The 22834-nt window shown below is 56.5% G+C and carries 23 protein-coding genes; 17 read left to right on the forward strand and 6 right to left on the reverse strand.

Translation table 11 applies throughout. From position 1 onward, the window contains the following. Position 1: 1 nt before the first annotated feature. Complete coding sequence (gene murJ, locus NI40_RS08315) at positions 2–1537, forward strand: murein biosynthesis integral membrane protein MurJ (RefSeq protein WP_039261876.1); 1536 nt, start codon at positions 2–4, stop codon at positions 1535–1537. 59 nt (positions 1538–1596) lie between these two features. Here the strand turns inward: murJ and flgN are convergent, their stop codons facing one another. From flgN to flgA, 3 genes are all read right to left on the reverse strand, one after another. After that, positions 1597–2022 carry a flagella biosynthesis chaperone FlgN gene (gene flgN, locus NI40_RS08320; protein ID WP_008500818.1) on the reverse strand — a complete coding sequence of 142 codons (426 nt, stop codon included), beginning with the start codon at positions 2020–2022 and terminating at the stop codon, positions 1597–1599. A 4-nt stretch (positions 2023–2026) separates the two neighbouring features. Further along, complete coding sequence (gene flgM / locus NI40_RS08325; RefSeq protein ID WP_023311133.1) at positions 2027–2320, reverse strand: flagellar biosynthesis anti-sigma factor FlgM; 294 nt, start codon at positions 2318–2320, stop codon at positions 2027–2029. A 93-nt stretch (positions 2321–2413) separates the two neighbouring features. Beyond that, positions 2414–3073, reverse strand: a complete 660-nt coding sequence (gene flgA / locus NI40_RS08330) for a flagellar basal body P-ring formation chaperone FlgA (protein ID WP_039261879.1) — start codon at positions 3071–3073, stop codon at positions 2414–2416. 157 nt (positions 3074–3230) lie between these two features. Between flgA and flgB the strand changes: the two genes are divergently transcribed. The 11 genes from flgB (at position 3231) to flgL (ending at position 13127) form a co-directional block, all read left to right on the forward strand. Next, positions 3231–3647, forward strand: coding sequence for a flagellar basal body rod protein FlgB (gene flgB / locus NI40_RS08335; RefSeq protein WP_023311135.1), 417 nt, complete (start codon positions 3231–3233; stop codon positions 3645–3647). A 3-nt stretch (positions 3648–3650) separates the two neighbouring features. Next, complete coding sequence (gene flgC, locus NI40_RS08340; protein ID WP_008500814.1) at positions 3651–4055, forward strand: flagellar basal body rod protein FlgC; 405 nt, start codon at positions 3651–3653, stop codon at positions 4053–4055. 11 nt (positions 4056–4066) lie between these two features. Further along, positions 4067–4777 carry a flagellar hook assembly protein FlgD gene (flgD, locus tag NI40_RS08345; RefSeq protein WP_029740349.1) on the forward strand — a complete coding sequence of 237 codons (711 nt, stop codon included), beginning with the start codon at positions 4067–4069 and terminating at the stop codon, positions 4775–4777. Positions 4778–4803: 26 nt separating this feature from the next. Beyond that, positions 4804–6054 (forward strand): flagellar hook protein FlgE, encoded by a 1251-nt coding sequence (flgE, locus tag NI40_RS08350; RefSeq protein WP_039261882.1) that lies wholly within the window; start codon positions 4804–4806, stop codon positions 6052–6054. A gap of 20 nt (positions 6055–6074) precedes the next feature. Further along, complete coding sequence (locus NI40_RS08355) at positions 6075–6830, forward strand: flagellar basal body rod protein FlgF (RefSeq protein ID WP_033145205.1); 756 nt, start codon at positions 6075–6077, stop codon at positions 6828–6830. Between the two features lie 11 nt (positions 6831–6841). Continuing rightward, positions 6842–7624, forward strand: coding sequence for a flagellar basal-body rod protein FlgG (gene flgG / locus NI40_RS08360; protein WP_008500810.1), 783 nt, complete (start codon positions 6842–6844; stop codon positions 7622–7624). A gap of 57 nt (positions 7625–7681) precedes the next feature. After that, a complete protein-coding gene (gene flgH / locus NI40_RS08365) occupies positions 7682–8380 on the forward strand; it encodes a flagellar basal body L-ring protein FlgH (RefSeq protein ID WP_024909015.1) in 699 nt (232 codons plus the stop codon). Between the two features lie 12 nt (positions 8381–8392). Further along, a complete protein-coding gene (locus NI40_RS08370; RefSeq protein WP_029740346.1) occupies positions 8393–9490 on the forward strand; it encodes a flagellar basal body P-ring protein FlgI in 1098 nt (365 codons plus the stop codon). Then, complete coding sequence (flgJ, locus tag NI40_RS08375; RefSeq protein ID WP_033145206.1) at positions 9490–10443, forward strand: flagellar assembly peptidoglycan hydrolase FlgJ; 954 nt, start codon at positions 9490–9492, stop codon at positions 10441–10443. Before NI40_RS08370 ends, flgJ begins: the two co-directional genes overlap by 1 nt. A 75-nt stretch (positions 10444–10518) precedes the next feature. Beyond that, the gene (gene flgK / locus NI40_RS08380; protein WP_039261885.1) at positions 10519–12159 is read left to right on the forward strand and encodes a flagellar hook-associated protein FlgK; all 1641 of its coding nucleotides are present in this window, start codon (positions 10519–10521) and stop codon (positions 12157–12159) included. A gap of 14 nt (positions 12160–12173) precedes the next feature. After that, the gene (gene flgL, locus NI40_RS08385) at positions 12174–13127 is read left to right on the forward strand and encodes a flagellar hook-associated protein FlgL (protein WP_033145208.1); all 954 of its coding nucleotides are present in this window, start codon (positions 12174–12176) and stop codon (positions 13125–13127) included. Between the two features lie 75 nt (positions 13128–13202). On the opposite strand, the gene NI40_RS08390 is transcribed toward flgL, so the two are convergent. Next, on the reverse strand, positions 13203–14417 hold the full coding sequence (locus NI40_RS08390) for an MFS transporter (protein ID WP_039261887.1): 1215 nt from the start codon (positions 14415–14417) through the stop codon (positions 13203–13205). A 145-nt stretch (positions 14418–14562) separates the two neighbouring features. Here NI40_RS08390 and NI40_RS08395 point away from each other — a divergent pair, with 145 nt between their 5' ends. Further along, positions 14563–15465, forward strand: coding sequence for a LysR substrate-binding domain-containing protein (locus tag NI40_RS08395; RefSeq protein WP_074399113.1), 903 nt, complete (start codon positions 14563–14565; stop codon positions 15463–15465). A 41-nt stretch (positions 15466–15506) separates the two neighbouring features. Here the strand turns inward: NI40_RS08395 and rne are convergent, their stop codons facing one another. Beyond that, positions 15507–18626: a ribonuclease E gene (rne, locus tag NI40_RS08400; protein ID WP_039261891.1), complete on the reverse strand. Its 3120-nt coding sequence runs from the start codon at positions 18624–18626 to the stop codon at positions 15507–15509. Positions 18627–19198: 572 nt separating this feature from the next. On the opposite strand from rne, the gene rluC reads away from it, so the two are divergent. Then, the gene (gene rluC / locus NI40_RS08405; RefSeq protein WP_024909023.1) at positions 19199–20146 is read left to right on the forward strand and encodes a 23S rRNA pseudouridine(955/2504/2580) synthase RluC; all 948 of its coding nucleotides are present in this window, start codon (positions 19199–19201) and stop codon (positions 20144–20146) included. Positions 20147–20278: 132 nt separating this feature from the next. Here the strand turns inward: rluC and NI40_RS08410 are convergent, their stop codons facing one another. After that, positions 20279–20863, reverse strand: a complete 585-nt coding sequence (locus NI40_RS08410; RefSeq protein ID WP_039261893.1) for a Maf family protein — start codon at positions 20861–20863, stop codon at positions 20279–20281. A gap of 140 nt (positions 20864–21003) precedes the next feature. Between NI40_RS08410 and yceD the strand changes: the two genes are divergently transcribed. The 3 genes from yceD to plsX all read left to right on the forward strand — a co-directional run bounded on the left by yceD (position 21004) and on the right by plsX (position 22830). After that, positions 21004–21525: a 23S rRNA accumulation protein YceD gene (gene yceD, locus NI40_RS08415; protein ID WP_014883375.1), complete on the forward strand. Its 522-nt coding sequence runs from the start codon at positions 21004–21006 to the stop codon at positions 21523–21525. 16 nt (positions 21526–21541) lie between these two features. Continuing rightward, the gene (rpmF, locus tag NI40_RS08420; RefSeq protein ID WP_003857964.1) at positions 21542–21715 is read left to right on the forward strand and encodes a 50S ribosomal protein L32; all 174 of its coding nucleotides are present in this window, start codon (positions 21542–21544) and stop codon (positions 21713–21715) included. 80 nt (positions 21716–21795) lie between these two features. After that, positions 21796–22830: a phosphate acyltransferase PlsX gene (gene plsX, locus NI40_RS08425; protein WP_071884832.1), complete on the forward strand. Its 1035-nt coding sequence runs from the start codon at positions 21796–21798 to the stop codon at positions 22828–22830. The last annotated feature ends 4 nt before the right edge of the window (positions 22831–22834 follow it).

The raw sequence follows: 22834 nt of genomic DNA on the forward strand, positions 1-22834 counted from the left end.
AATGAACTTATTAAAATCGCTGGCGGCCGTCAGCTCGATGACCATGTTTTCCCGCGTGCTGGGTTTTGCGCGCGACGCCATTGTGGCAAGGGTATTTGGTGCAGGGATGGCCACGGACGCCTTTTTCGTCGCGTTCAAATTGCCGAACCTGCTGCGTCGTATTTTTGCTGAAGGGGCGTTTTCCCAGGCATTCGTGCCCATTCTGGCGGAATATAAAAGCAAGCAGGGTGAAGACGCGACGCGCGTCTTTGTTTCTTATGTCTCCGGGCTGCTGACGCTGGCTTTGGCGGTGGTGACCGTACTCGGGATGCTGGCCGCGCCCTGGGTGATTATGGTGACCGCGCCCGGTTTTGCCGATACGGCTGACAAATTTGCGCTGACCTCGCAGCTGCTGCGCATTACTTTCCCCTATATTCTGCTCATCTCGCTGGCCTCGCTGGTGGGGGCGATCCTGAACACCTGGAACCGCTTCTCTGTTCCGGCGTTTGCGCCGACGTTTCTCAACGTCAGCATGATCGGTTTTGCCCTGTTCGCCGCGCCGCACTTTAACCCGCCGGTGCTGGCGCTGGCCTGGGCGGTCACCGTCGGCGGCGTGCTGCAGCTGGCGTATCAGCTGCCGCATCTGAAAAAAATCGGCATGCTGGTGCTGCCGCGCATCAATCTCAAAGATGCCGGGGCGATGCGCGTGATCAAGCAGATGGGGCCCGCTATTCTCGGCGTCTCCGTCAGCCAGATCTCGCTTATCATCAACACCATCTTTGCCTCTTTCCTCGTGTCCGGCTCGGTTTCCTGGATGTACTACGCCGACCGTCTGATGGAGTTCCCGTCCGGGGTGCTGGGCGTGGCGCTGGGGACCATCCTGCTGCCGTCGCTGTCGAAAAGCTTTGCCAGCGGCAATCATGATGAATATTGCCGCCTGATGGACTGGGGTTTACGTCTCTGCTTCCTGCTGGCCCTGCCAAGCGCGGTAGCGCTGGGTATTCTTGCCAAACCGCTGACGGTGTCGCTCTTCCAGTACGGGAAATTCACCGCCTTTGATGCCGCTATGACCCAGCGCGCGCTGATTGCTTACTCGGTCGGCTTGATGGGGCTGATCGTCGTCAAGGTGCTGGCGCCCGGGTTCTACTCGCGTCAGGACATCAAAACGCCGGTGAAAATTGCCATCGTGACGCTGATTATGACCCAGCTGATGAACCTGGCGTTTATTGGTCCGCTGAAGCATGCCGGCCTGTCGCTGTCTATTGGTCTGGCGGCCTGTCTGAATGCCGGGCTGCTGTACTGGCAGCTGCGCAAGCAGGATATTTTCACGCCGCAGCCGGGCTGGGCAAGTTTCCTGGCACGTCTGATCGTTGCGGTACTGGTGATGTCAGCCGCGCTGCTCGGCATGATGTACGTGATGCCGGAGTGGTCCCTCGGCACCATGCCTTATCGTCTGATGCGGCTGATGGCCGTGGTAGGCGTCGGGGTGGTGGCTTACTTTGCCACGCTCGCGGTGCTGGGGTTCAAAGTGAAAGAGTTTGCCCGCCGTACGGCATAAACGCCAAAAGGGGAGTTCACCTTATGGTGCTCCCCGCTGCATGATTTGTCGCCCAGGCGTCAAATCGAAATCTTTTTAACTCCCGCAATACGCGCAGTCGCTGTTTGACCATCCGCACCGTACAGTCCGGTTTCTTTATGCGGTTTCAATACCTCAAGCGCCTGCTGATTACGCTCAATCTGACCTTCCAGTAGCCAGCCGTTGTGCTGGTTAAGGTCGCGCAGGTGCTGGGTTTTTTCGGTAATGGTTTGCCAGCGCTCAATAATATCGTCATTGGCGCTACGCTTAGGATCCTGCTCAGCGCGGCGCTGCTGCTCCAGATAATCCAGCGTCGCCAGTAGCGAACTCTTATCTTCAGTAATACGCTGCAGCGCGCTGCCGTTGATGTGACCGGAAGAGAGATGCTGCTGTTCAGCGTCCATTACCGTTTTCAGGTCGTTAAGAACAACCGTCATTTGATCCAGTATTTCTGACAGTCGACTCATACGGTTAGTTACTCTGTAAGAAACTCTGTGCTTCCTGAATCAGGGCGTCAGCGATTTTGCTGGTGTCCATTTTCAGCTCACCGTTACGAATAGCCGTTTTCAGCGCTTCAACACGTTCCATATTGATATCGTTGCTGCCTGGCTGCATCAGTTTTGCCTGTGCGTCGCTCAGGGTCACGCTGGTGCTGTTGGACGTTGACGGTTTTTCCAGACGCGTTTTCTGCGCAGGAGCGTCATTCGTTTCGCGAGGTTGTACAGCGCTTACCGGCTTCAGGGCTGATGTACGATCAATGCTCATAGTGTTGTCCTCATCGAGGGTTCGCGGCGTTTGCGCCTGACATCATCATTAGTGGAATATTTATCGGCACGCGCCGCGAAATCTTTAAAAAGATTATAGGTTAATCAGAATATTCCCATCAGAATCGACGGTTCCGCTCACCACCTGGCCTGAGGACATTCTGACGCGGGCGTTTTGCGCCACCGCGGCATTGTTTAACGCTTTCCCTTCACTGTTGATGCTAAAGCCATCTCCGTTGGCCACCACCATCACCTGTTGACCCGCTTTGACCCGCCATGACTGACGCAGCATTGAGAGCTGTATTGGCTGGCCGGGGGCGACATCGCGCAGGCTGACGGCGTCCTGTGCCTGGTTCATTTCCAGCATGGTGCGTGGAGGCAGCTGGTCCAGACGACCGCGCTTTAACGTCACGCTGTTCGTCTGCAGCACGCTGCCGCGCGCAATGGGCACGGCGGCGACAACATAATTGCCCGTCGCCTGAACTGCAACCTGTAAATAGCGTTTTTCGTTCGCGCAGCGTGCCAGCACGTTCACATTTCCCCACAGCCGGGTGGTTCCCGTCACGCTGAATGACGGTTGGTCACAGGTCGGGTACAGATTCGGTGGGGTGCGCACGGTAACGTTAACCTCATCGCTAAAGCCCGCCAGCTTTTCAGCAAAAAAAGCCGTCAGCCGATCCTGTAAGCCTTCAGCCTGCGCCAGAGGGCTAAACAGCAAGAAAGTTGCCGTCAGGGCACGTTTTAACGTTTGCATCGCAAGTTCCACCGTTTCCAGAGTTGAATGAATTCTACCTGCAGTGGTTTTGCATCAACGCAATAAATAGCGACGCATTTTGCGCTTATTCCGTCGATAGGGGAGACCGGGTGAGATTTAAGCTGTGAACTGAAATTTTGCCATCAGCGGAGGAGACATGCTCGATAAACTCGACGCCGCGTTACGTTTTCAGCAGGAAGCGCTCAATTTACGCGCCCAGCGGCAGGAGATTTTAGCCGCCAACATCGCTAACGCCGATACCCCAGGGTTTCAGGCGCGCGATATTGATTTTTCCAGTGAACTCAAAAAGGTGATGGAGCGTGGACGTGCCGAAGGAACGGGTGTTGCACTTGCCATGACATCCTCTCGCCATATTCCTGCTCAGGCGATGACCGCGCCAGCGACCGATTTACTTTACCGCATTCCCGATCAGCCCTCACTCGACGGTAACACCGTGGATATGGACCGGGAGCGTACCCAGTTTGCCGATAACAGTCTGAAATACCAGACGGGCCTGACCGTACTCGGCGGACAAATCAAAGGCATGATGAACGTCCTGCAGGGGGGGAACTGATAGATGGCCTTGTTGAATATTTTTGATATTGCCGGTTCGGCGTTAACCGCGCAGTCCAAACGCCTGAACGTGGCTGCCAGCAACCTGGCGAACGCCGACAGCGTAACCGGACCAGACGGCCAGCCTTATCGTGCCAAACAGGTTGTCTTTCAGGTCGATGCTGCGCCGGGCGCGGCGACGGGCGGCGTGAAGGTGTCTGATGTGGTAGAGAGCCAGGCGCCGGACAGACTGGTGTATGAGCCGGGTAACCCGCTCGCGGATGCCAGCGGATACGTGAAAATGCCAAACGTGGATGTGGTGGGTGAGATGGTGAACTCCATGTCGGCTTCCCGCAGCTACCAGGCCAACGTTGAAGTGCTGAATACCGTGAAGAGCATGATGCTCAAAACGCTCACTCTCGGCCAGTAAAGGAGACATGCATGTCCATCGCCGTAAATGTGAATGATCCTACGAACTCGGGTGTTAATAACACGAAGAGTACGACAGGTTCTAACTCCCTCACCGGGAGCAATGCCTCCGATCTTCAGGGCAGCTTTCTGACGCTGCTGGTGGCGCAGCTTAAGAACCAGGATCCCACCAACCCAATGCAGAACAACGAACTGACCACGCAGCTTGCGCAGATCAGCACCGTGAGCGGCATTGAGAAACTTAACACCACCCTTGGCTCCGTCTCCGGGCAGATTAACAGCGCCCAGTCTCTGCAGGCGGCAAGCCTTATTGGCCACGGGGTGATGATCCCGGGAACCACGATTCTGGCGGGCACCAGCACCACTGAAGGCAACACCACAACGACCACCACGCCGTTTGGCGTTGAGCTCCAGCAGGCGGCTGAGAAGGTCACTGCAACGATCATGGATGCCAATAACGTGGTAGTTCGCACCATTGATATCGGTGAGCTGAAGGCGGGCGTTCACACCTTTACGTGGGATGGCAGCCTGACCGACGGCACTAAAGCACCAAACGGTTCTTACAAAGTAGCGATCAGCGCCAGCAACGGGACGACCCAGCTGGTGGCGCAGCCGCTGCAGTTCGCGCTGGTCCAGGGCGTGATTAAAGGAAGCGACGGCAACAAACTGGATTTGGGAACCTCTGGTTCCACCACACTCGACGAAGTTCGGCAGATTATCTAAGCCTTAACACTTATCAGGAGTAAGTCATGGCCTTTTCTCAAGCGGTCAGCGGCCTGAATGCTGCGGCCACCAACCTGGACGTCATTGGCAACAACATCGCCAACTCCGCGACCTATGGTTTTAAATCCGGTTCTGCTTCATTTGCGGACATGTTTGCCGGTTCCAAAGTCGGCCTGGGCGTGAAAGTTGCGGGCATCACTCAGGACTTTACCGACGGTACCACCACCAACACTGGTCGTGGTCTGGACGTTGCTATCAGCCAGAACGGTTTCTTCCGTATGGTCGATTCCAACGGTTCTGTGTTCTACAGCCGTAACGGCCAGTTCAAGCTGGACGAAAACCGTACGCTGGTTAACATGCAGGGCATGCAGCTGACGGGCTACCCGGTAGCTGGAACGCCTCCAACCGTTCAGACCGGTGCGAACCCTCAGGCGATTACTATCCCGAATACCCTGATGGCGGCGAAATCAACCACCACCGCGACGCAGCAGATCAACCTGAACTCAACCGATCCTGTTCAAACTGCCCCGTTCGATGCGACCAACCCGGATACCTATAACAAAAAAGGGACCGTGACCGTATTCGACAGCCAGGGTAACGCCCACAACATGTACGTCTACTACGTGAAGACGGCCAACAATAAATGGGATCTTTACACTCAGGACGGCAGCGTTGCGGGTTCTACAGCAGCGAAAGCGGCGCAGATGAACTTTGATGCGAACGGTAACCTGGCGGGTGTCTACAACTACGACGCTGCGGGTGTACTGAGCGCAACGCCAAACGCCACGCCGGCCATTAACATCACCACGGGTTCTGTCAGCGGTGCGACGGCGGCGACCTTCTCCCTGAGCTTCCAGAACTCCATGCAGCAGAACACCGGTGCAAACAGCGTTGTGGCAACCAATCAGAACGGCTACAAGCCTGGCGACCTGGTGAGCTACCAGATCAACGACGATGGCACCGTGGTGGGCAGCTACTCTAACGAACAGTCTCAGGTTCTGGGCCAGATCGTGCTGGCAAACTTCGCGAACAACGAAGGCCTGAAATCGGAAGGCGACAACGTCTGGTCTGCCACACAGTCCTCCGGCGTGGCGCTGCTGGGTACCGCAGGCACCGGTAACTTCGGCAAGCTGACCAACGGCGCGCTGGAAGCTTCCAACGTGGATATGAGTAAAGAACTGGTGAACATGATCGTCGCGCAGCGTAACTATCAGTCGAACGCGCAGACCATCAAAACCCAGGACCAGATCCTCAACACGCTGGTTAACCTGCGTTAAGCGGCTAACAGGAAAGCGCAATGGATCACGCAATATATACCGCGATGGGCGCGGCAAGTCAGACGCTCAATCAGCAGGCCGTTACCGCCAGCAACCTGGCAAACGCCTCTACGCCGGGCTTTCGCGCGCAGCTGAATGCGCTGCGCGCGGTGCCGGTTGAAGGGCTGTCCCTGCCGACCCGTACGCTGGTGACGGCATCAACCCCAGGCGCAGATATGACGCCTGGGCAGATGGACTACACCTCGCGCCCGCTGGACGTTGCCCTGCAGCAGGACGGCTGGCTGGCGGTGCAAACTGCGGACGGCAGCGAAGGCTATACCCGTAACGGCAATATCCAGGTGAGCGCGACGGGCCAGCTGACGATTCAGGGTCATCCGGTAATGGGGGAAGCGGGTCCGCTGACCGTGCCGGAAGGCTCTGAGCTGACTATCGCCGCGGACGGTACCATTTCGGCGCTGAACCCGGGCGACCCGGCCAATACCGTTGCGCCCGTCGGACGTCTGAAGCTGGTGAAAGCGGAAGCCAAAGACGTGCAGCGCGGCGACGACGGCATGTTCCGTCTGACCCAGGCGGCGCAGGCGACGCGTGGCGCCACGTTACAGGCCGATCCGAGCATCCGCGTGATGTCCGGCGTTCTGGAAGGCAGCAACGTCAAGCCGGTCGAAGCCATGACCGACATGATTGCCAGCGCCCGTCGTTTTGAAATGCAGATGAAGATCATCAGCAGCGTGGATGAAAACGCGGGCAAGGCTAACCAACTTCTGGCTATGAGTTAACAGGACTCCTTATGATCAGTTCTTTATGGATCGCGAAAACTGGCCTGGACGCCCAGCAAACCAATATGGACGTGATTGCCAACAACCTGGCAAACGTGAGCACCAATGGTTTCAAGCGTCAGCGTGCCGTTTTCGAAGATTTGCTTTATCAAACTATCCGTCAGCCGGGCGCGCAGTCTTCTGAACAGACGACGCTGCCGTCGGGTCTGCAGATCGGTACCGGTGTTCGTCCGGTGGCCACCGAGCGTCTGCACAGCCAGGGCAACCTGTCTCAGACCAACAACAGTAAAGACGTGGCAATCAAAGGCCAGGGCTTCTTCCAGGTGCAACTGCCTGACGGGACCTCTGCCTATACCCGCGACGGTTCGTTCCAGGTCGATCAGAACGGCCAGCTGGTGACGGCGGGCGGTTTCCAGGTTCAGCCTGCGATTACTATCCCGGCGAATGCCCTGAGCATCACCATCGGACGTGACGGTGTGGTCAGCGTAACCCAGCAGGGACAGGCCGCGCCGGTTCAGGTTGGGCAGCTCAACCTGACCACCTTCATGAACGATACCGGTCTGGAAAGCATTGGTGAGAACCTCTACACCGAAACGCAATCCTCCGGTACGCCGAATGAGAGCACCCCGGGCCTGAACGGCGCGGGCCTGCTGTACCAGGGTTATGTTGAAACGTCCAACGTGAACGTGGCGGAAGAGCTGGTGAATATGATCCAGGTCCAGCGCGCGTATGAAATTAACAGTAAAGCAGTGTCGACGACCGACCAGATGCTGCAGAAACTGACGCAACTCTAAGGTGTAGCCCGGTGCGGTAAACGCCGCACCGGCTCCCTGTTTTCGAAGATGAAGGCAATGCAAAAAAACGCGGCGTTTCGTTATCCGATACTGACTGTTCTGGCTGTCACCCTCAGCGGGTGTGCTTTGATCCCGTCTAAACCATTGGTCCAGGGTGCGACGACTGCCCAACCCGTTCCTGGCCCCGCGCCAGTGGTAAACGGCTCCATTTTCCAGACCGCGCAGCCGATTAATTACGGCTATCAGCCGCTGTTTGAAGATCGCCGCCCGCGTAACGTCGGCGATACATTGACCATTGTGCTGCAGGAAAACGTCAGCGCGAGCAAGAGCTCGTCGGCGAACGCCAGCCGCGATGGCAAAACCAATTTTGGCTTCGATACCGTGCCACGCTATCTCGAAGGGCTGTTCGGCAACGCGCGTGCTGATGTGAACGCGTCCGGCGGCAATACCTTTAACGGCAAAGGCGGCGCGAACGCCAGCAACACCTTCAGCGGTACGCTGACGGTCACGGTTGACCAGGTACTGGTTAACGGCAACTTACACGTTGTGGGTGAAAAACAGATCGCCATCAACCAGGGCACTGAATTCATTCGCTTCTCGGGCGTGGTTAACCCTCGCACCATCAGCGGCACCAACACCGTTCCGTCCACCCAGGTGGCGGATGCGCGCATTGAGTACGTCGGTAACGGCTATATCAATGAAGCGCAAAATATGGGTTGGCTGCAGCGCTTCTTCCTTAATTTATCGCCGATGTAAGCGAGGTGACCCATGTTTAAATCGATCTTCGCCGTGGCGCTCGCGCTGGTGGCAACATTTGCCCAGGCTGACCGTATTCGCGACCTCACCAGCGTTCAGGGCGTTCGTGAAAACTCCCTGATTGGCTACGGCCTGGTGGTTGGTCTGGATGGTACCGGTGACCAGACGACCCAGACGCCGTTCACCACCCAAAGCCTGAACAACATGCTTTCCCAGCTCGGCATTACCGTGCCGGCGGGAACCAACATGCAGCTGAAAAACGTGGCCGCGGTAATGGTCACCGCGTCCTACCCGGCGTTTGCGCGTCAGGGGCAGACCATTGATGTGGTGGTCTCCTCAATGGGTAACGCCAAAAGCCTGCGCGGCGGTACGCTGCTGATGACCCCGCTGAAAGGCGTTGACAGCCAGGTCTATGCGCTGGCGCAGGGGAACATTCTGGTTGGCGGTGCGGGGGCATCCGCAGGCGGAAGCAGCGTGCAGGTGAACCAGCTGAACGGTGGACGTATCACCAACGGTGCGATCATTGAGCGTGAACTGCCGACCCAGTTTGGCGCGGGCAACACCATCAACCTGCAGCTTAATAATGAAGACTTCACCATGGCGCAGCAAATTGCCGATACCATCAACCGCAGCCGCGGCTACGGTAATGCAACGGCACTCGACGCGCGCACCGTGCAGATCCGCACCTCCACCGGCAGCAGCAACCAGGTGCGCATGCTGGCGGATATCCAGAATATGGAAGTGAACGTTCCGGTTCAGGATGCGAAAGTGATCATCAACTCCCGTACCGGCTCGGTGGTGATGAACCGGGAAGTGTCGCTGGACAGCTGTGCCGTGGCGCAGGGGAACCTCTCCGTGACGGTAAACCGCTCCGCGAACGTGAGCCAGCCGAATACGCCATTTGGTGGCGGTCAGACGGTGGTGACGCCGCAAACGCAGATTGATATGCGTCAGAGCGGCGGGTCGCTGCAGAGCGTTCGCTCCAGCGCCAACCTGAACAGCGTGGTGCGTGCCCTGAACGCCCTGGGCGCAACGCCGATGGATCTGATGTCCATCCTGCAATCCATGCAAAGCGCGGGCTGCCTGCGCGCCAAACTGGAAATCATCTAATGCTGACCGATAGCAAACTGTTGACCAGTGCAGCCTGGGACGCCCAGTCGCTCAACGAACTGAAAACCAAAGCAGGCAAAGACCCGGCGGCGAACATCCGCCCGGTCGCCCGCCAGGTGGAAGGGATGTTTGTACAGATGATGCTGAAAAGCATGCGCGAAACCCTGCCGAAAGACGGGATGTTCAGCAGTGATTCAACGCGTCTCTACACCAGCATGTATGACCAGCAGATTGCGCAGCAGATGACCGCCGGTAAAGGCCTCGGTCTGGCTGACATGATTGTGAAACAGACCGAAGCCGCGCAGGGCATTCAGCCTCAGGATCAGACGCAGCAGGTGCCGATGAAGTTCGACCTGGAAACGGTGACCAGTTATCAGAACCAGGCTCTGACGCAAATGGTGCGTAAAGCGATGCCAAAAGCCACGGGCAGCGGCGATGAGCCGCTCTCCGGTGACAGCAAAGACTTCCTGGCGCAGCTTTCTCTGCCCGCGCGTCTCGCCAGCGAACAGAGCGGCGTGCCGCATCACCTGATTCTGGCGCAGGCCGCGCTGGAGTCGGGCTGGGGCCAGCGTCAGATCCGCAAGGAAAACGGCGATCCGAGCTTCAACATCTTCGGCGTGAAGGCCACCTCCAGCTGGAAGGGGCCAACAACGGAGATCACGACCACCGAATACGAGAACGGTGCGGCGGTGAAGGTCAAAGCAAAATTCCGCGTCTACAGCTCCTATCTGGAAGCATTGTCCGATTACGTTGGCCTGCTGAGCCGCAATCCGCGTTATACCGCCGTTACGCAGGCGGCGACGGCGGAGCAGGGCGCTCAGGCCTTACAAAACGCGGGCTACGCGACCGACCCGAACTATGCGCGCAAGCTCACCAGCATGATCCAGCAGCTGAAATCCATGGGCGAGAAGGTCAGCAAAGCCTATAGCACAGATATTGAAAATCTGTTCTGAAAGTTCTCAAGTCCCGGTGGAGGTTGCCGATAACCTTCATCAGGACTCGTGTCTGAACGTATAAAAGGAACCCCCATGTCCAGTTTGATTAACAGCGCCATGAGTGGCCTCAGTGCCGCGCAGTCGGCACTCAATACCGTCAGTAATAATATTTCAAGCTATAACGTGGCAGGTTACACCCGCCAGACCACGGTGCTGGGTGCATCTAACAGCACGCTGACCGGCGGTGGCTGGGTGGGTAACGGGGTTTATGTCTCCGGTGTCCAGCGTGAGTATGACGCCTTCATCACCAACCAGCTGCGCGCCGCGCAGACGCAGAGCAGCGGTCTGACGACCCGCTATCAGCAGATGTCAAAAATTGACGATGTGCTCTCCGATACCACCAACTCGCTCTCCACCACCCTGCAGGATTTCTTTAAAAGCCTGCAAACCCTGGTGAGCAACGCGGAAGACCCGGCAGCACGTCAGACGGTGCTGGGTAAAGCGGGCGGTCTGGTCAATCAGTTCAAAACCAACGATCAGTATCTGCGTGACCAGGATACGCAGGTCAATACCGCGATTGGGACCAGCGTGTCTCAGATCAACAACTATGCCAAACAGATTGCGAACCTGAACGATCAGATCTCCCGTCTGACCGGCGTCGGTGCGGGCGCATCGCCTAACGATCTGCTCGACCAGCGCGATCAGCTCGTGACTGAACTGAACAAAATCGTGGGCGTGGAAGTCTCCGTGCAGGATAGCGGCACGTTTAATATCTCTCTCGGCAACGGTTACAGCCTGGTGCAGGGCAGCAAAGCCAGCCAGCTGGCGGCCGTGAAGTCCAGCGCCGATCCGGCTCGTACGACTATCGCCTACGTCGATGACGTGGCGGGTAATATTGAGATCCCCGAGAAATTTATCACCACCGGTTCTTTAGGCGGTTTACTGACATTTCGTGCTGAAGATCTGGATAAAGCCCGTAACAGCCTGAACCAGATGGCGCTGGCCTTTGCCGACGCGATGAACACGCAGCATGAAGCCGGTTTTGATGCGAACGGTGATGCGGGCGGTAAGCTGTTCAACTTCGGTTCTCCGGCGGTCCTGTCCAACAGCAAGAACGGCGGCTCTGCCGTTGTTACGGCTTCTGTGGCGGACAGCAAACAGGTCCAGGCGACAGACTATAAGCTGCAGTTTAACGGCACTGACTGGACGATCACCCGCACGTCAGACAAAACCAGCTTTACGATGAGCCCGGATGCCAGCGGTAATCTGTCGTTTGATGGCCTTAACGTCAACGTGAGCGGCACGGCAAATACCAAAGACAGCTTTACCGTGAAGCCTGTTTCCAACGTCATCATGAACATGGACCTCGCGATCAGCGACGAGTCCAAACTGGCGATGGCATCTGTGCAGAACGGCGGCGAAAGTGACAACCGTAACGGCCAGAAACTGCTCGATCTGCAAAACGGCAAAGTGGTGGGTGGAAATAAAACCTTCAACGATGCGTATGCCTCTCTCGTCAGTACCGTCGGTAGCTCAACGGCGTCACTGAAGGTGAGCAGCCAGACGAAAGCCAACGTGGAAACGCAGTTAATCAAGCAGCAGCAGACCATCTCTGGGGTAAACCTCGACGAAGAGTATGGCAATTTGCAGCGTTATCAGCAGTATTACCTGGCCAATGCCCAGGTGCTACAAACTGCCAGTACGCTCTTCGATGCAATTATCAACATTCGTTAAGGTTGAGGTGAACAATGCGTATTAGCACCCAGATGATGTATGAGCAGAACATGCGTGGGATCACCGATTCCCAGAGCAGATGGCTGAGCTACGGTGAGCAGATGTCCACCGGCAAGCGCGTCAATCGTCCTTCGGACGACCCTATCGCCGCGTCGCAGGCCATCGTTCTGTCACAGTCTCAGTCGCAAAACAGCCAGTTTGCGCTCGCGCGTACCTTTGCAACACAGAAGGTCTCGCTGGAAGATAACGTGTTAACCCAGGTCAACACCGCGATCTCAAGCGTGCGCGAGAAGCTCGTTTATGCGTCGAACGGCACATTAAGCGATGACGACCGTCTTTCTCTGGCAACCGATATTCAGGGGATCCGCGATCAGCTGATGAACCTGGCCAACACGACGGATGGTAATGGTCGCTTTATCTTTGCGGGATACAAAACCGAGAGCGCACCGTTTGATGCCGCGACCGGGGATTACAACGGCGGCGCTGAGGCCATCACGCAGCAGGTTGATACGGCGCGAAATATGACCATTAGCCATACCGGCCAGCAAATTTTCGAAAGCATTACCAGTAATGCGGAACAGCTGCCGGGCGGTGGATATGGCCAGACCAACATGTTCAAAATCCTGGATTCTGCTATTGCCTCGCTGAAGACACCGATTGAGAACGATCCGGCTGCCGCAACGGCGCAAAGCCAGGTGATTGCCAATGCGCAAATCGGCATCAAAAACTCCCAGAACAATGTCCTGACGGTCGTTGCGGATGTGGGAACCAAGATGAACGAGCTGGAAAAACTCGACACGCTGGGTGATGACCGCGCGCTGGGTCAGACCAAGCAGATGAGTGACCTGGTGGATGTTGACTGGAACGAAGCGATTTCCTCTTACACCATGCAGCAGGCGGCCTTGCAGGCGTCTTATAAAGCGTTTAGCGATATGCAGGGCATGTCTCTGTTCCAGCTGAACAAATAACATCTTGACCTCTTGGAACATGTCTTGAAACTGGGCATGTTTTACTGCCCAATCCGTCTGGATTGGGCATTTTTTTTATGCAACTTCTGCTGATGCGAAGGTGACTCGTGCGCTTTCTATCAGACGGATTGCCAGCGCAATGACGCCACAGACCGTCGCCAGCGCGACCACGCCCGTCCAGCCGGCCAGCGAGTAGATATTGCTGCCTAACGCGGAACCCAGCGCCATCCCGATAAAGACCACCGTAAAGAGCAGGGCGTTGAGACGACCGCGCGCCTGCGGTTCAAGGCTGTATACCAGGTTCTGGTGAGCGACCAGGCTGGACTGCAGACCCAGGTCGAACCCGACGGCGGAGATGGCGATCAGAATCAGCTGTCCATGAACGCCCAGCGCGGGCATCAGGAACATCAGGGCGAATGAAACGGTCACAAGAGCGGCACCAATCTGCGTGACTTTTCCTGCGCCCAGTTTGTCCGCCAGACCCCCTGCCAGCGGGGCAGCTAACGCACCGGCGGCACCTGCAATACCAAATCCTCCCGCTACAGCGCTACCCAGGTGATAGCGTTCCAGCAGCATGACCGCAAGCGTAGACCAGAAGGCGCTAAAGGCAATCGACAGAAAGCCCTGGGCCAGCGCCGCACGGCGCAGCGCCGGATAGCGACGCCACAGATGCTCCATTGAGCGCATCAGCGCGGGGTAGCTCAGCGTGGAGTGAATGGCAAAACGGGGAAGCACAAACCACATCATCACCCCGACGAACGCAATGCTCGCCGCTGCCAGCTGGTACATGACGCGCCAGCCAAACGCTTCGCCCACCACGCCGCTCACGGTTCTGGATAATAAGATACCCATCAGCAGCCCGGTCATTACCGTACCCACGGTTTTCCCCTGTTTACCTTCCGGCGCAAGGATGGCCGCGGCAGGGACGATATCCTGTGCCATGGTGGCGGCCATGCCGATGAGCAGGCTGGCCAGCAGCAGAGAGTGGATCTGCCCGGTCAGGCTACAGCCGAGAAGAAACAGCGCCAGCGCCGCACTTTTTATCAGGATTAACGTCCTGCGGTCGTGGCGATCGCCGAGCGGGAGCAGGAACAGGATCCCCAGGGCATATCCCGCCTGGGTGAGCGTCGGAACCATGCCCATTCCTTCGATACTCAGGTGAAGGTCTGCGCCCATCAGCGGCAGCAGAGGCTGGGCATAATAGATAGATGCCACGCTGAAACCTGCACCGATCGCCAGCATTAAGATTACCCAGCGGCTCACGGCATGGGCGGCGGTTGTTGTGTTCATAAGATGTTCCTCATTCGTCGTGTGAGGTTATTTTTTATCAGTACGCCTTGCGACGGTAGCGGGCCCGGTGGTAAAACGCTTATACGTTGAACGTATAAGTGAAAATGCGATGAAAAGAGCTGAGCGTATAGACAGGGTGGAGCTAATGCGGACGTTTGTTCGTATTGTGGAGGCGGGATCCCTCTCTGCGGCGGCACGGCAGCTGGCCACTACCCAGGCCACGGTAAGCAGACGGTTACAGTCGCTGGAGACCATGCTGGGCGTGCGCCTGATATTGCGCACCACCCACACGACGCGGCTGACGGATGACGGCGAGCGCTGCTATCAGCACGCCCGTCGGGTGATTGACAGCTGGCTGGCGCTGGAAGATGAGGTGGGGCAGACGGAAGATGAGCCGGTAGGCGTGCTGCGGGTGCGCGCTCCTCACGCGTTTGGTCAGGACCAGCTTCTGAAACCCGTAACCGAGTTTTTGCAACGCTATCCGCAGCTTTCGATTGAGTGGATGCTCAACGATCGGTCGGCGGACTTCCTCGGCGACAACCTTGATTGTGCGATTCGGGTGGGCGTGGAAGTCGATCCGGCGACCGTGTCCGTTCTGCTGGCCGAAGTGCCGCGTTCGGTGGTGGCTTCACCGGCACTGCTGGCCCGTTTCCCGACGGTTACCACGCCGGAGGATTTGCAGCAGTTTCCCTGGATAGCGATCAGCTCATTCTACCAGCGCCATGTGGAGCTTTTTCACGATGCATCACCCGCCACCGCGCGGATTGCTATTACGCCACGGTTGAGCACCGACAGCCTGTATGTCGCACGCAACACGGCGCTCACCGGGCTTGGCGTGGCGGTGGTATCCAGCTGGACGGTACAGGATGATATTCGGGAAGGGCGGCTGGTGCATTTGCTGCCAGAGTGGCAGCCAGCGGCGTTACCGGTGCATCTGGTTTACCCCTGGTCCCGTTATTATCCGGCACGCTTGCGGCGTTTTCTGGAGTTGATGCGCCAGGTCATGCCGGAGGTCACCGGGATGAGAAAGCCCGTGCAGCAGCCATAAAAAAAGCCGACCCGAAGGTCGGCTTTTTACTTTCAGCGTCGTTATTCGACAGACTGCGGACGCGTCGCCGGTGCAGTCGCCTGATGCGTTGCACTGTGGCCGCCTGCAGCGCCTTTACCGTCGAAGCTGAACGCCGGGCGTACCCAGTCGCTGTGACGCGGGGCTTCAGGCACGTAATCCGGCGCCGGGGCGCGCGTCATTGGTGCTGTCGCCACGTGGGCAGCGGCTGGTGCAGAAACAACCGGCTCAGGTTTCACCTCAGGCGCTTTCGCTTCTTCGACAACCGGTTCAACCTGAATCTCAACGTCCTGAACGACTTCTTCAGTGGTGGTTTCAAGCAGGGTTTCAGCGGTGTCTTCCACTGTGGCTACAGGTTCAGCCACTTCAGCCACTTCCTCAGCCACCACGGCATCTTCTTCGGCGATAAGCTGCGGCGCGGCATCAACCGGCGCGGCAATCACTTCTGGATGGGTGGTTTCAACTTCCACTGCGTGAGGTGCTTCAGCTTCACCAACCTGAGGTTCAACCACGGTTGCCGCTTCAGTCACGACAGCTTCTACCGCGGCTGCTGGTGCAATCACCTCTTCGGTTACAGGCTGTTCTTCAACAACCTGCTCCGGGCGAGCAACCGGGTAGCGGATCCAGACTTTGCCGGAGGCCATTTCTGGCGAAGCACAGGCAATAGTTAGCGGCATTGGCGACTGAGTCGGGTAACGCTCATCACGATAGCGACGACGGCGCTGACCGCTGACGCGCAGATGACGTGGAGAACGACGTGAACGGCGCGGCATACCGGCGTTATCACGGTTTTCGCCGTTATCATCCTGCTCAACGTTGTTTTCAACAACCGCTGGCAGGTCAACTTTCGCCAGCTGAGTACCGGTTGCGATCTCGCTAGTTTCAACCGCGACAACGGCTGACTCTTCGGTTACTTCAGAGGCGAAGCGAACTTTCTGAGCAAGCTGGCGCTGCTTACGACGCGGCATAACCTGAGTACGTTCTTCCTGCTCGCCGTCCTGCTGTTCAACAGGCTCTTCGCGGTTCAGGTTTTTGACTTCCTGCTGTGCCTGACGCTTCTCGTCGTTACGACGACGGCTGCGTTCACGGCGCGGCTGCTGGTCGTCACGCTGTTTGCTCTTCTCAGACTCATCGCCCGCCTGCTGGCGAATTTCGCGATCTTCAACATTCGGCTGTTGTTTCTCGCGACGGTTGCGACGGTTGTCTTCGCGTTGCTCACGGCCTTCGTTATTCTCAGAGCGATTGTCACGGTTGTCACGACGCTCGCTGCGGTCATTGCGATCGCTGCGGTCGTTACGATCGCGGCGGTTGTTCTGACGCTTACGGCGGTCCTGCTGACGCTCTGGCTTGGCTGCTTTTGGCTCTTCTTTCGGCTGCTCTGGCTGAACTTCTTCTTCAGCAAACATTTTCTTCAGCGCGCCAAAGAAGCGGCTCAGCAGACCCGGCTGCGCCGGCTGGGCTTTCGCTACCGCGGCTTCTGGTTTCTGCGCTGCAGGTTTGGCCGCAGGTTTTTCCAGGGCTGCTTCCGGCGGTGCTTCAGGCATGATGAAGGTCGCTAACGCAGGCTGCTCTGGCAGTTTGCGCTCGGCTGGCTCTTCATCGGAAGGCAGGGACATCTCTTCTTCATGCAGCTTCGGCAGCAGGTAGCTGAGGGTGGTCGTCTCTTCGCCCTTACGCACGCGCAGCACGTGATAGTGTGGGGTCTGCATCTGGTCGTTTGGCACGATGATGCAGCGAACGCCGCCCTGACGCGCTTCAATCGCACTTACCGCTGCACGTTTTTCGTTAAGCAGGTAAGAGGCAACGGGCACCGGCACAATGGCGTGAACCTCTTTGGTGTTCTCTTTCAGCGCTTCTTCTTCAATCAGACGCAGAATGGAGAGGGACAGAGATTCGTTATCACGCACGGTACCGGTGCCGGAGCAGCGCGGACAAACGTGATGGCTGGACTCGCCGAGAGACGGGCTCAGACGCTGACGGGACATCTCCAGCAGGCCAAAGCGTGAGATATGGCTAATCTGGATACGCGCCCTGTCCTGACGCACCGCTTCGCGCAGACGGTTTTCAACCGCACGCTGGTGGCGAACAGGGGTCATGTCGATGAAGTCGATAACAATCAGACCACCCAGGTCGCGCAGGCGGAGCTGGCGGGCGATTTCATCAGCGGCTTCGAGGTTAGTGTTGTAGGCGGTCTCTTCGATATCGCCACCGCGCGTTGCACGCGCGGAGTTGATGTCGATAGCGGTCAGCGCTTCAGTGGTATCGATAACGATAGAACCGCCGGATGGCAGACGCACTTCACGCTGGAAGGCGGACTCAATCTGGGATTCGATCTGATAGTGGCTGAACAGCGGGATTTCACCGGTGTACAGTTTAATTTTGCTGGTGAAATCCGGACGACCCAGCGCGGCGATGTGCTGGCGCGCCAGCTCAAGCACTTTCGGGTTATCGATCAGAATCTCACCGATGTCCTGACGCAGGTAATCACGGAAGGCACGCACGATAACGTTGCTTTCCTGGTGGATCAGGAACGGAGCAGGGCGGCTTTCGGCTGCTTTCTGAATGGCTTCCCAGTGCTTCAGACGGAAGCTCAGGTCCCACTGCAGCGCTTCGGCTGATTTGCCAACGCCTGCGGTACGCACGATAAGCCCCATGCCATCAGGCAGTTCGAGGCTTGCCAGCGCTTCTTTCAGCTCGGTACGGTCATCACCTTCGATACGGCGAGAGATGCCACCCGCACGCGGGTTGTTAGGCATCAGAACCAGATAGCTCCCTGCCAGGCTGATAAAGGTGGTCAGTGCGGCACCTTTGTTGCCACGCTCTTCTTTATCAATCTGAACGATAACTTCCTGACCTTCACGCAGAACATCTTTGATGTTTGGGCGGCCATGGGCGTTGTAGTTTGCGGGGAAATATTCGCGGGCGATTTCTTTCAGAGGGAGGAAACCATGACGCTCAGCACCGTAATCGACAAATGCAGCTTCAAGGCTTGGTTCAATGCGGGTGATTTTACCTTTGTAAATGTTCGCTTTTTTCTGTTCGTGTCCAGGACTTTCGATATCCAGATCGTACAGGCGCTGCCCATCCACAAGGGCGACACGCAACTCTTCTTGCTGAGTTGCGTTGATTAACATTCTTTTCATCGTAACTTACTCGTTATTCTTACATTGACGACAAAGCTGCGGGCAAGGTGACGCTTTCCGGGGTATGAACCGATGGCCTCGTGTCTGTTCACGTCGCCAACCTCACGGTTGTCGCTCGCTTAAGAGGCGCAGAGTGTCGGTTGCCTGTATTTCATACGGAAACACAGCGCAATTATCAGGGGAATTGCCTGGGTAGAACTCTCCAGAGAACAATCCTTATACCGGGAAGTACTGCAACCCGCAGCCCGCTAACTGCCTGAAAGATCAATACGTCTTACGCCATTGCTGCGTGGATGATCGGTCAGACAAAATTGGTCATTCCGTCAACATCCTTACTTAACCAGGATTTAACACGGAAAACAGCCTCATTATTCCACTGCTCGCCGGGTTATAGCAAGATGACTTTTACCAATTATCACCCGGTTACTCACAGTTTCTTCACTTCAGAATGGCGATTGGTTTAATAACCACCAAATCGGTTGCGCGAAACGGGGAGCTGGCCGGATAAAAGTAAATATAAGCATAGAAAAATGAGTGGCGCTAATGGCTGACGATATTTAGAATCGCCAACCATGAAAACAGAGACTCCAGCCGTAAAAATGGTTGCCATCGCCGAAGATGACGCGGGGCAACGTATCGATAACTTTTTGCGCACCCAGTTGAAAGGTGTACCAAAGAGCATGATTTACCGCATCCTGCGCAAGGGCGAGGTGCGGGTGAACAAAAAACGCGTGAAGCCCGAGTACAAACTTGAGGCGGGCGATGAAGTACGTATTCCGCCGGTGCGCGTTGCGGAACGTGAAGAAGAGACCGTTTCACCGAAGCTACAGAAAGTGGCGGCCCTGAGCGATGTGATCCTGTACGAAGATGACCACATTCTGGTGCTCAATAAACCGTCAGGAACGGCTGTCCATGGCGGCAGCGGTCTGAGCTTCGGCGTGATTGAAGGGCTGCGCGCCCTGCGCCCGGAAGCGCGTTTTCTTGAGCTGGTGCACCGCCTTGACCGTGACACCTCTGGCGTACTGCTGGTGGCGAAAAAGCGTTCTGCGCTGCGTTCGCTGCATGAACAGCTGCGTGAAAAAGGGATGCAGAAAGACTACCTGGCGCTGGTGCGCGGTCAATGGCAGTCCCATGTAAAAGTGGTGCAGGCGCCGCTGCTGAAGAACATTCTGCAAAGCGGCGAACGTATTGTCCGCGTAAGCCAGGAAGGAAAACCGTCTGAGACGCGCTTTAAGGTTGAAGAGCGCTATGAGTTTGCCACGCTGGTGCGCTGCAGTCCGGTGACCGGCCGTACTCACCAGATCCGCGTGCATACGCAGTTTGCAGGGCACCCCATCGCCTTTGATGACCGCTATGGCGACCGCGAGTTTGATAAGCAGCTGGCGGGGACGGGGCTGTCGCGTCTGTTCCTGCATGCGGCAGCGCTGAAGTTTACCCATCCTAATACGGGAGAAGTCATCCGTATTGAAGCGCCGCTGGACGAGCAGTTGAAACGCTGTCTTAAGGTTCTGCGCGGCTAAGGTAAACGTAAAACGGCAACGAATGTTGTCGTTTTTAATGTTTGCTCCCTCTCCCTGTGGGAGAGGGCCGGGGTGAGGGCATCAGGCCGCAGTTTAGTAGGCCCATGCAAGCGAAGCGCCGCTGGGCAAAAGTCACATAGTCAGCGGATTACACTCTTCTCGCCTTAACATCTGACACAGGGCAATCAGCGGTAACCCCACCAGCGTGTTGGGATCGCGACCGTCCAGCTTGTCGAACAGCGCAATCCCCAGTCCTTCACTTTTAAAGCTTCCTGCGCAGTTCAGCGGACGTTCCCGGCGCACATAATCCACGATCTCTTGCTCGCTGAGATGGCGGAAGTGTACGTCGAACGGCTCGCATTCGGTTTGCAGATGACCGGTGGCAGAGTTATAAAGCGCCAGGCCGGTATAAAAGGTCACGATAGTGCCTCGCGCGCGCAGAAGCTGCTGGCAGGCGTTCTCCTCCGTATGGGGCTTGCCGGTGATTTCGCCGTCCAGCACGCAAACCTGGTCTGAGCCTATAATCAAATGTGTGGGGTAACGTGCGGCCAGCGACTGCGCTTTCTCTTTAGCAAGACGCATCACCAGATGACGCGGTGATTCGCCCGGCTGTGGCGTCTCATCAACCTCTGGCGCGGCGCATTCAAACGGGATCCCGAGCTTTTCCAGCAGCATTCGGCGGTAGGGAGACGTGGAAGCAAGGACGAGATTTGGCATATTTTTATCACCAGATATAGCGTATCGATGCCAGCCATTTTAAACTACAGGCCGCAATGTGTGCGAATAATTGGCAAAAGGCAGCTCTGGTTGCCTTTTTCTTTGACTCTATGACGTTACAAAGTTAATATGCGCGCCCTATGCAAAAGGTAAAATTACCCCTGACTCTTGATCCGGTTCGTACGGCTCAAAAACGCCTCGATTACGAAGGTATCTATACTTCCGATCAGGCTGAGCGTATTGCCGAATCCGTAGTCAGTGTGGACAGTGATGTAGAATGCTCCATGTCGTTCGCTATCGACAACCAGCGTCTCGCCGTTTTAACCGGTGATGCAAAGGTGACGGTAACGCTCGAGTGTCAGCGTTGCGGGAAACCGTTTGTACAGCATGTTCACACAACGTATTGTTTCAGTCCCGTTCGTTCTGACGAACAGGCTGAAGCACTCCCGGAAGCGTATGAGCCGATTGAGGTTAACGAATTCGGTGAAATCGATCTTCTGGCTCTGGTTGAAGATGAAATCATCCTCACCTTGCCAGTAGTTCCGGTGCATGATTCTGAACACTGTGAAGTGTCCGAGGCGGACATGGTCTTTGGGGAACTGCCTGATGAAGCGCAAAAACCAAACCCATTTGCCGTATTAGCCAGCTTAAAGCGTAAGTAATTGAGGAGTAAGGTCCATGGCCGTACAACAGAATAAACCAACCCGTTCCAAACGTGGCATGCGTCGTTCCCATGACGCGCTGACTGCAGTTACCAGCCTGTCTGTAGACAAGACTTCTGGTGAGAAACACCTGCGTCACCACATCACCGCTGACGGTTTCTACCGCGGCCGCAAGGTTATCACTAAGTAATCACGCGCAAGCGTGATTAGGCTTAGTGAGGATTTCCCCGTGCAAACGGGGAATTTACCGAACCAGGCTGCGACGATACCTTGACACGTCTAACCCTGGCGTTAGATGTCATGGGGGGAGATTTTGGCCCTTCCGTGACAGTGCCTGCAGCATTGCAGGCACTGAATTCTAATTCGCAACTCACACTTCTTTTAGTCGGCAATCCCGACGCAATCACGCCATTACTCGCAAAAGCTGACTTTGAACAACGTTCGCGTCTGCAGATTATTCCTGCGCAGTCAGTTATTGCCAGTGATGCCCGACCCTCGCAGGCGATTCGCAATAGTCGTGGCAGCTCTATGCGGATAGCGCTGGAGCTGGTGAAAGAAGGGCGAGCTCAGGCTTGCGTCAGCGCGGGAAATACCGGCGCGCTGATGGGGCTGTCGAAATTGCTGCTCAAACCTATTGAAGGTATTGAGCGCCCTGCGCTGGTAACGGTGTTACCGCATCAGCAGAAGGGCAAGACGGTGGTGCTCGATTTGGGCGCTAACGTCGACTGTGATAGTACTATGCTGGCTCAGTTTGCCGTGATGGGATCGGTGCTGGCAGAAGAAGTTGTCGGGATCAACACTCCCCGTGTTGCGTTACTGAACATTGGTGAAGAAGAGACCAAAGGCCTGGACAGCATTCGCGAAGCGGCTGAATTGCTCAAACAGGTTCCCTCCATCAACTATATTGGTTATCTCGAAGCCAATGAGTTGTTGACGGGTAAAACGGATGTTCTGGTGTGCGATGGCTTCACCGGAAACGTCACGTTGAAGACCATGGAAGGGGTCGTACGCATGTTTCTTTCTCTGCTGAAATCTCAGGGAGAAGGCAAAAAAAGCGCCTGGTGGCTGATTTTATTGAAGCGTTGGTTACAAAAGAGCCTGACGCGGCGATTCAGTCACCTCAACCCCGACCAGTATAATGGCGCCTGTCTGTTAGGATTGCGCGGCATCGTGATTAAGAGTCATGGCGCCGCCAATCAGCGAGCATTTGCTGTCGCGATTGAACAGGCAGTGCAGGCGGTGCAGCGACAAGTCCCTCAGCGGATTGCCGCTCGCCTGGAAGCTGTATTAGCTAAAAGTGACTGAGCGT

This window comes from Enterobacter sp. E20 (assembly GCF_000801755.2).
Lineage (GTDB): Bacteria > Pseudomonadota > Gammaproteobacteria > Enterobacterales > Enterobacteriaceae > Enterobacter > Enterobacter asburiae_B.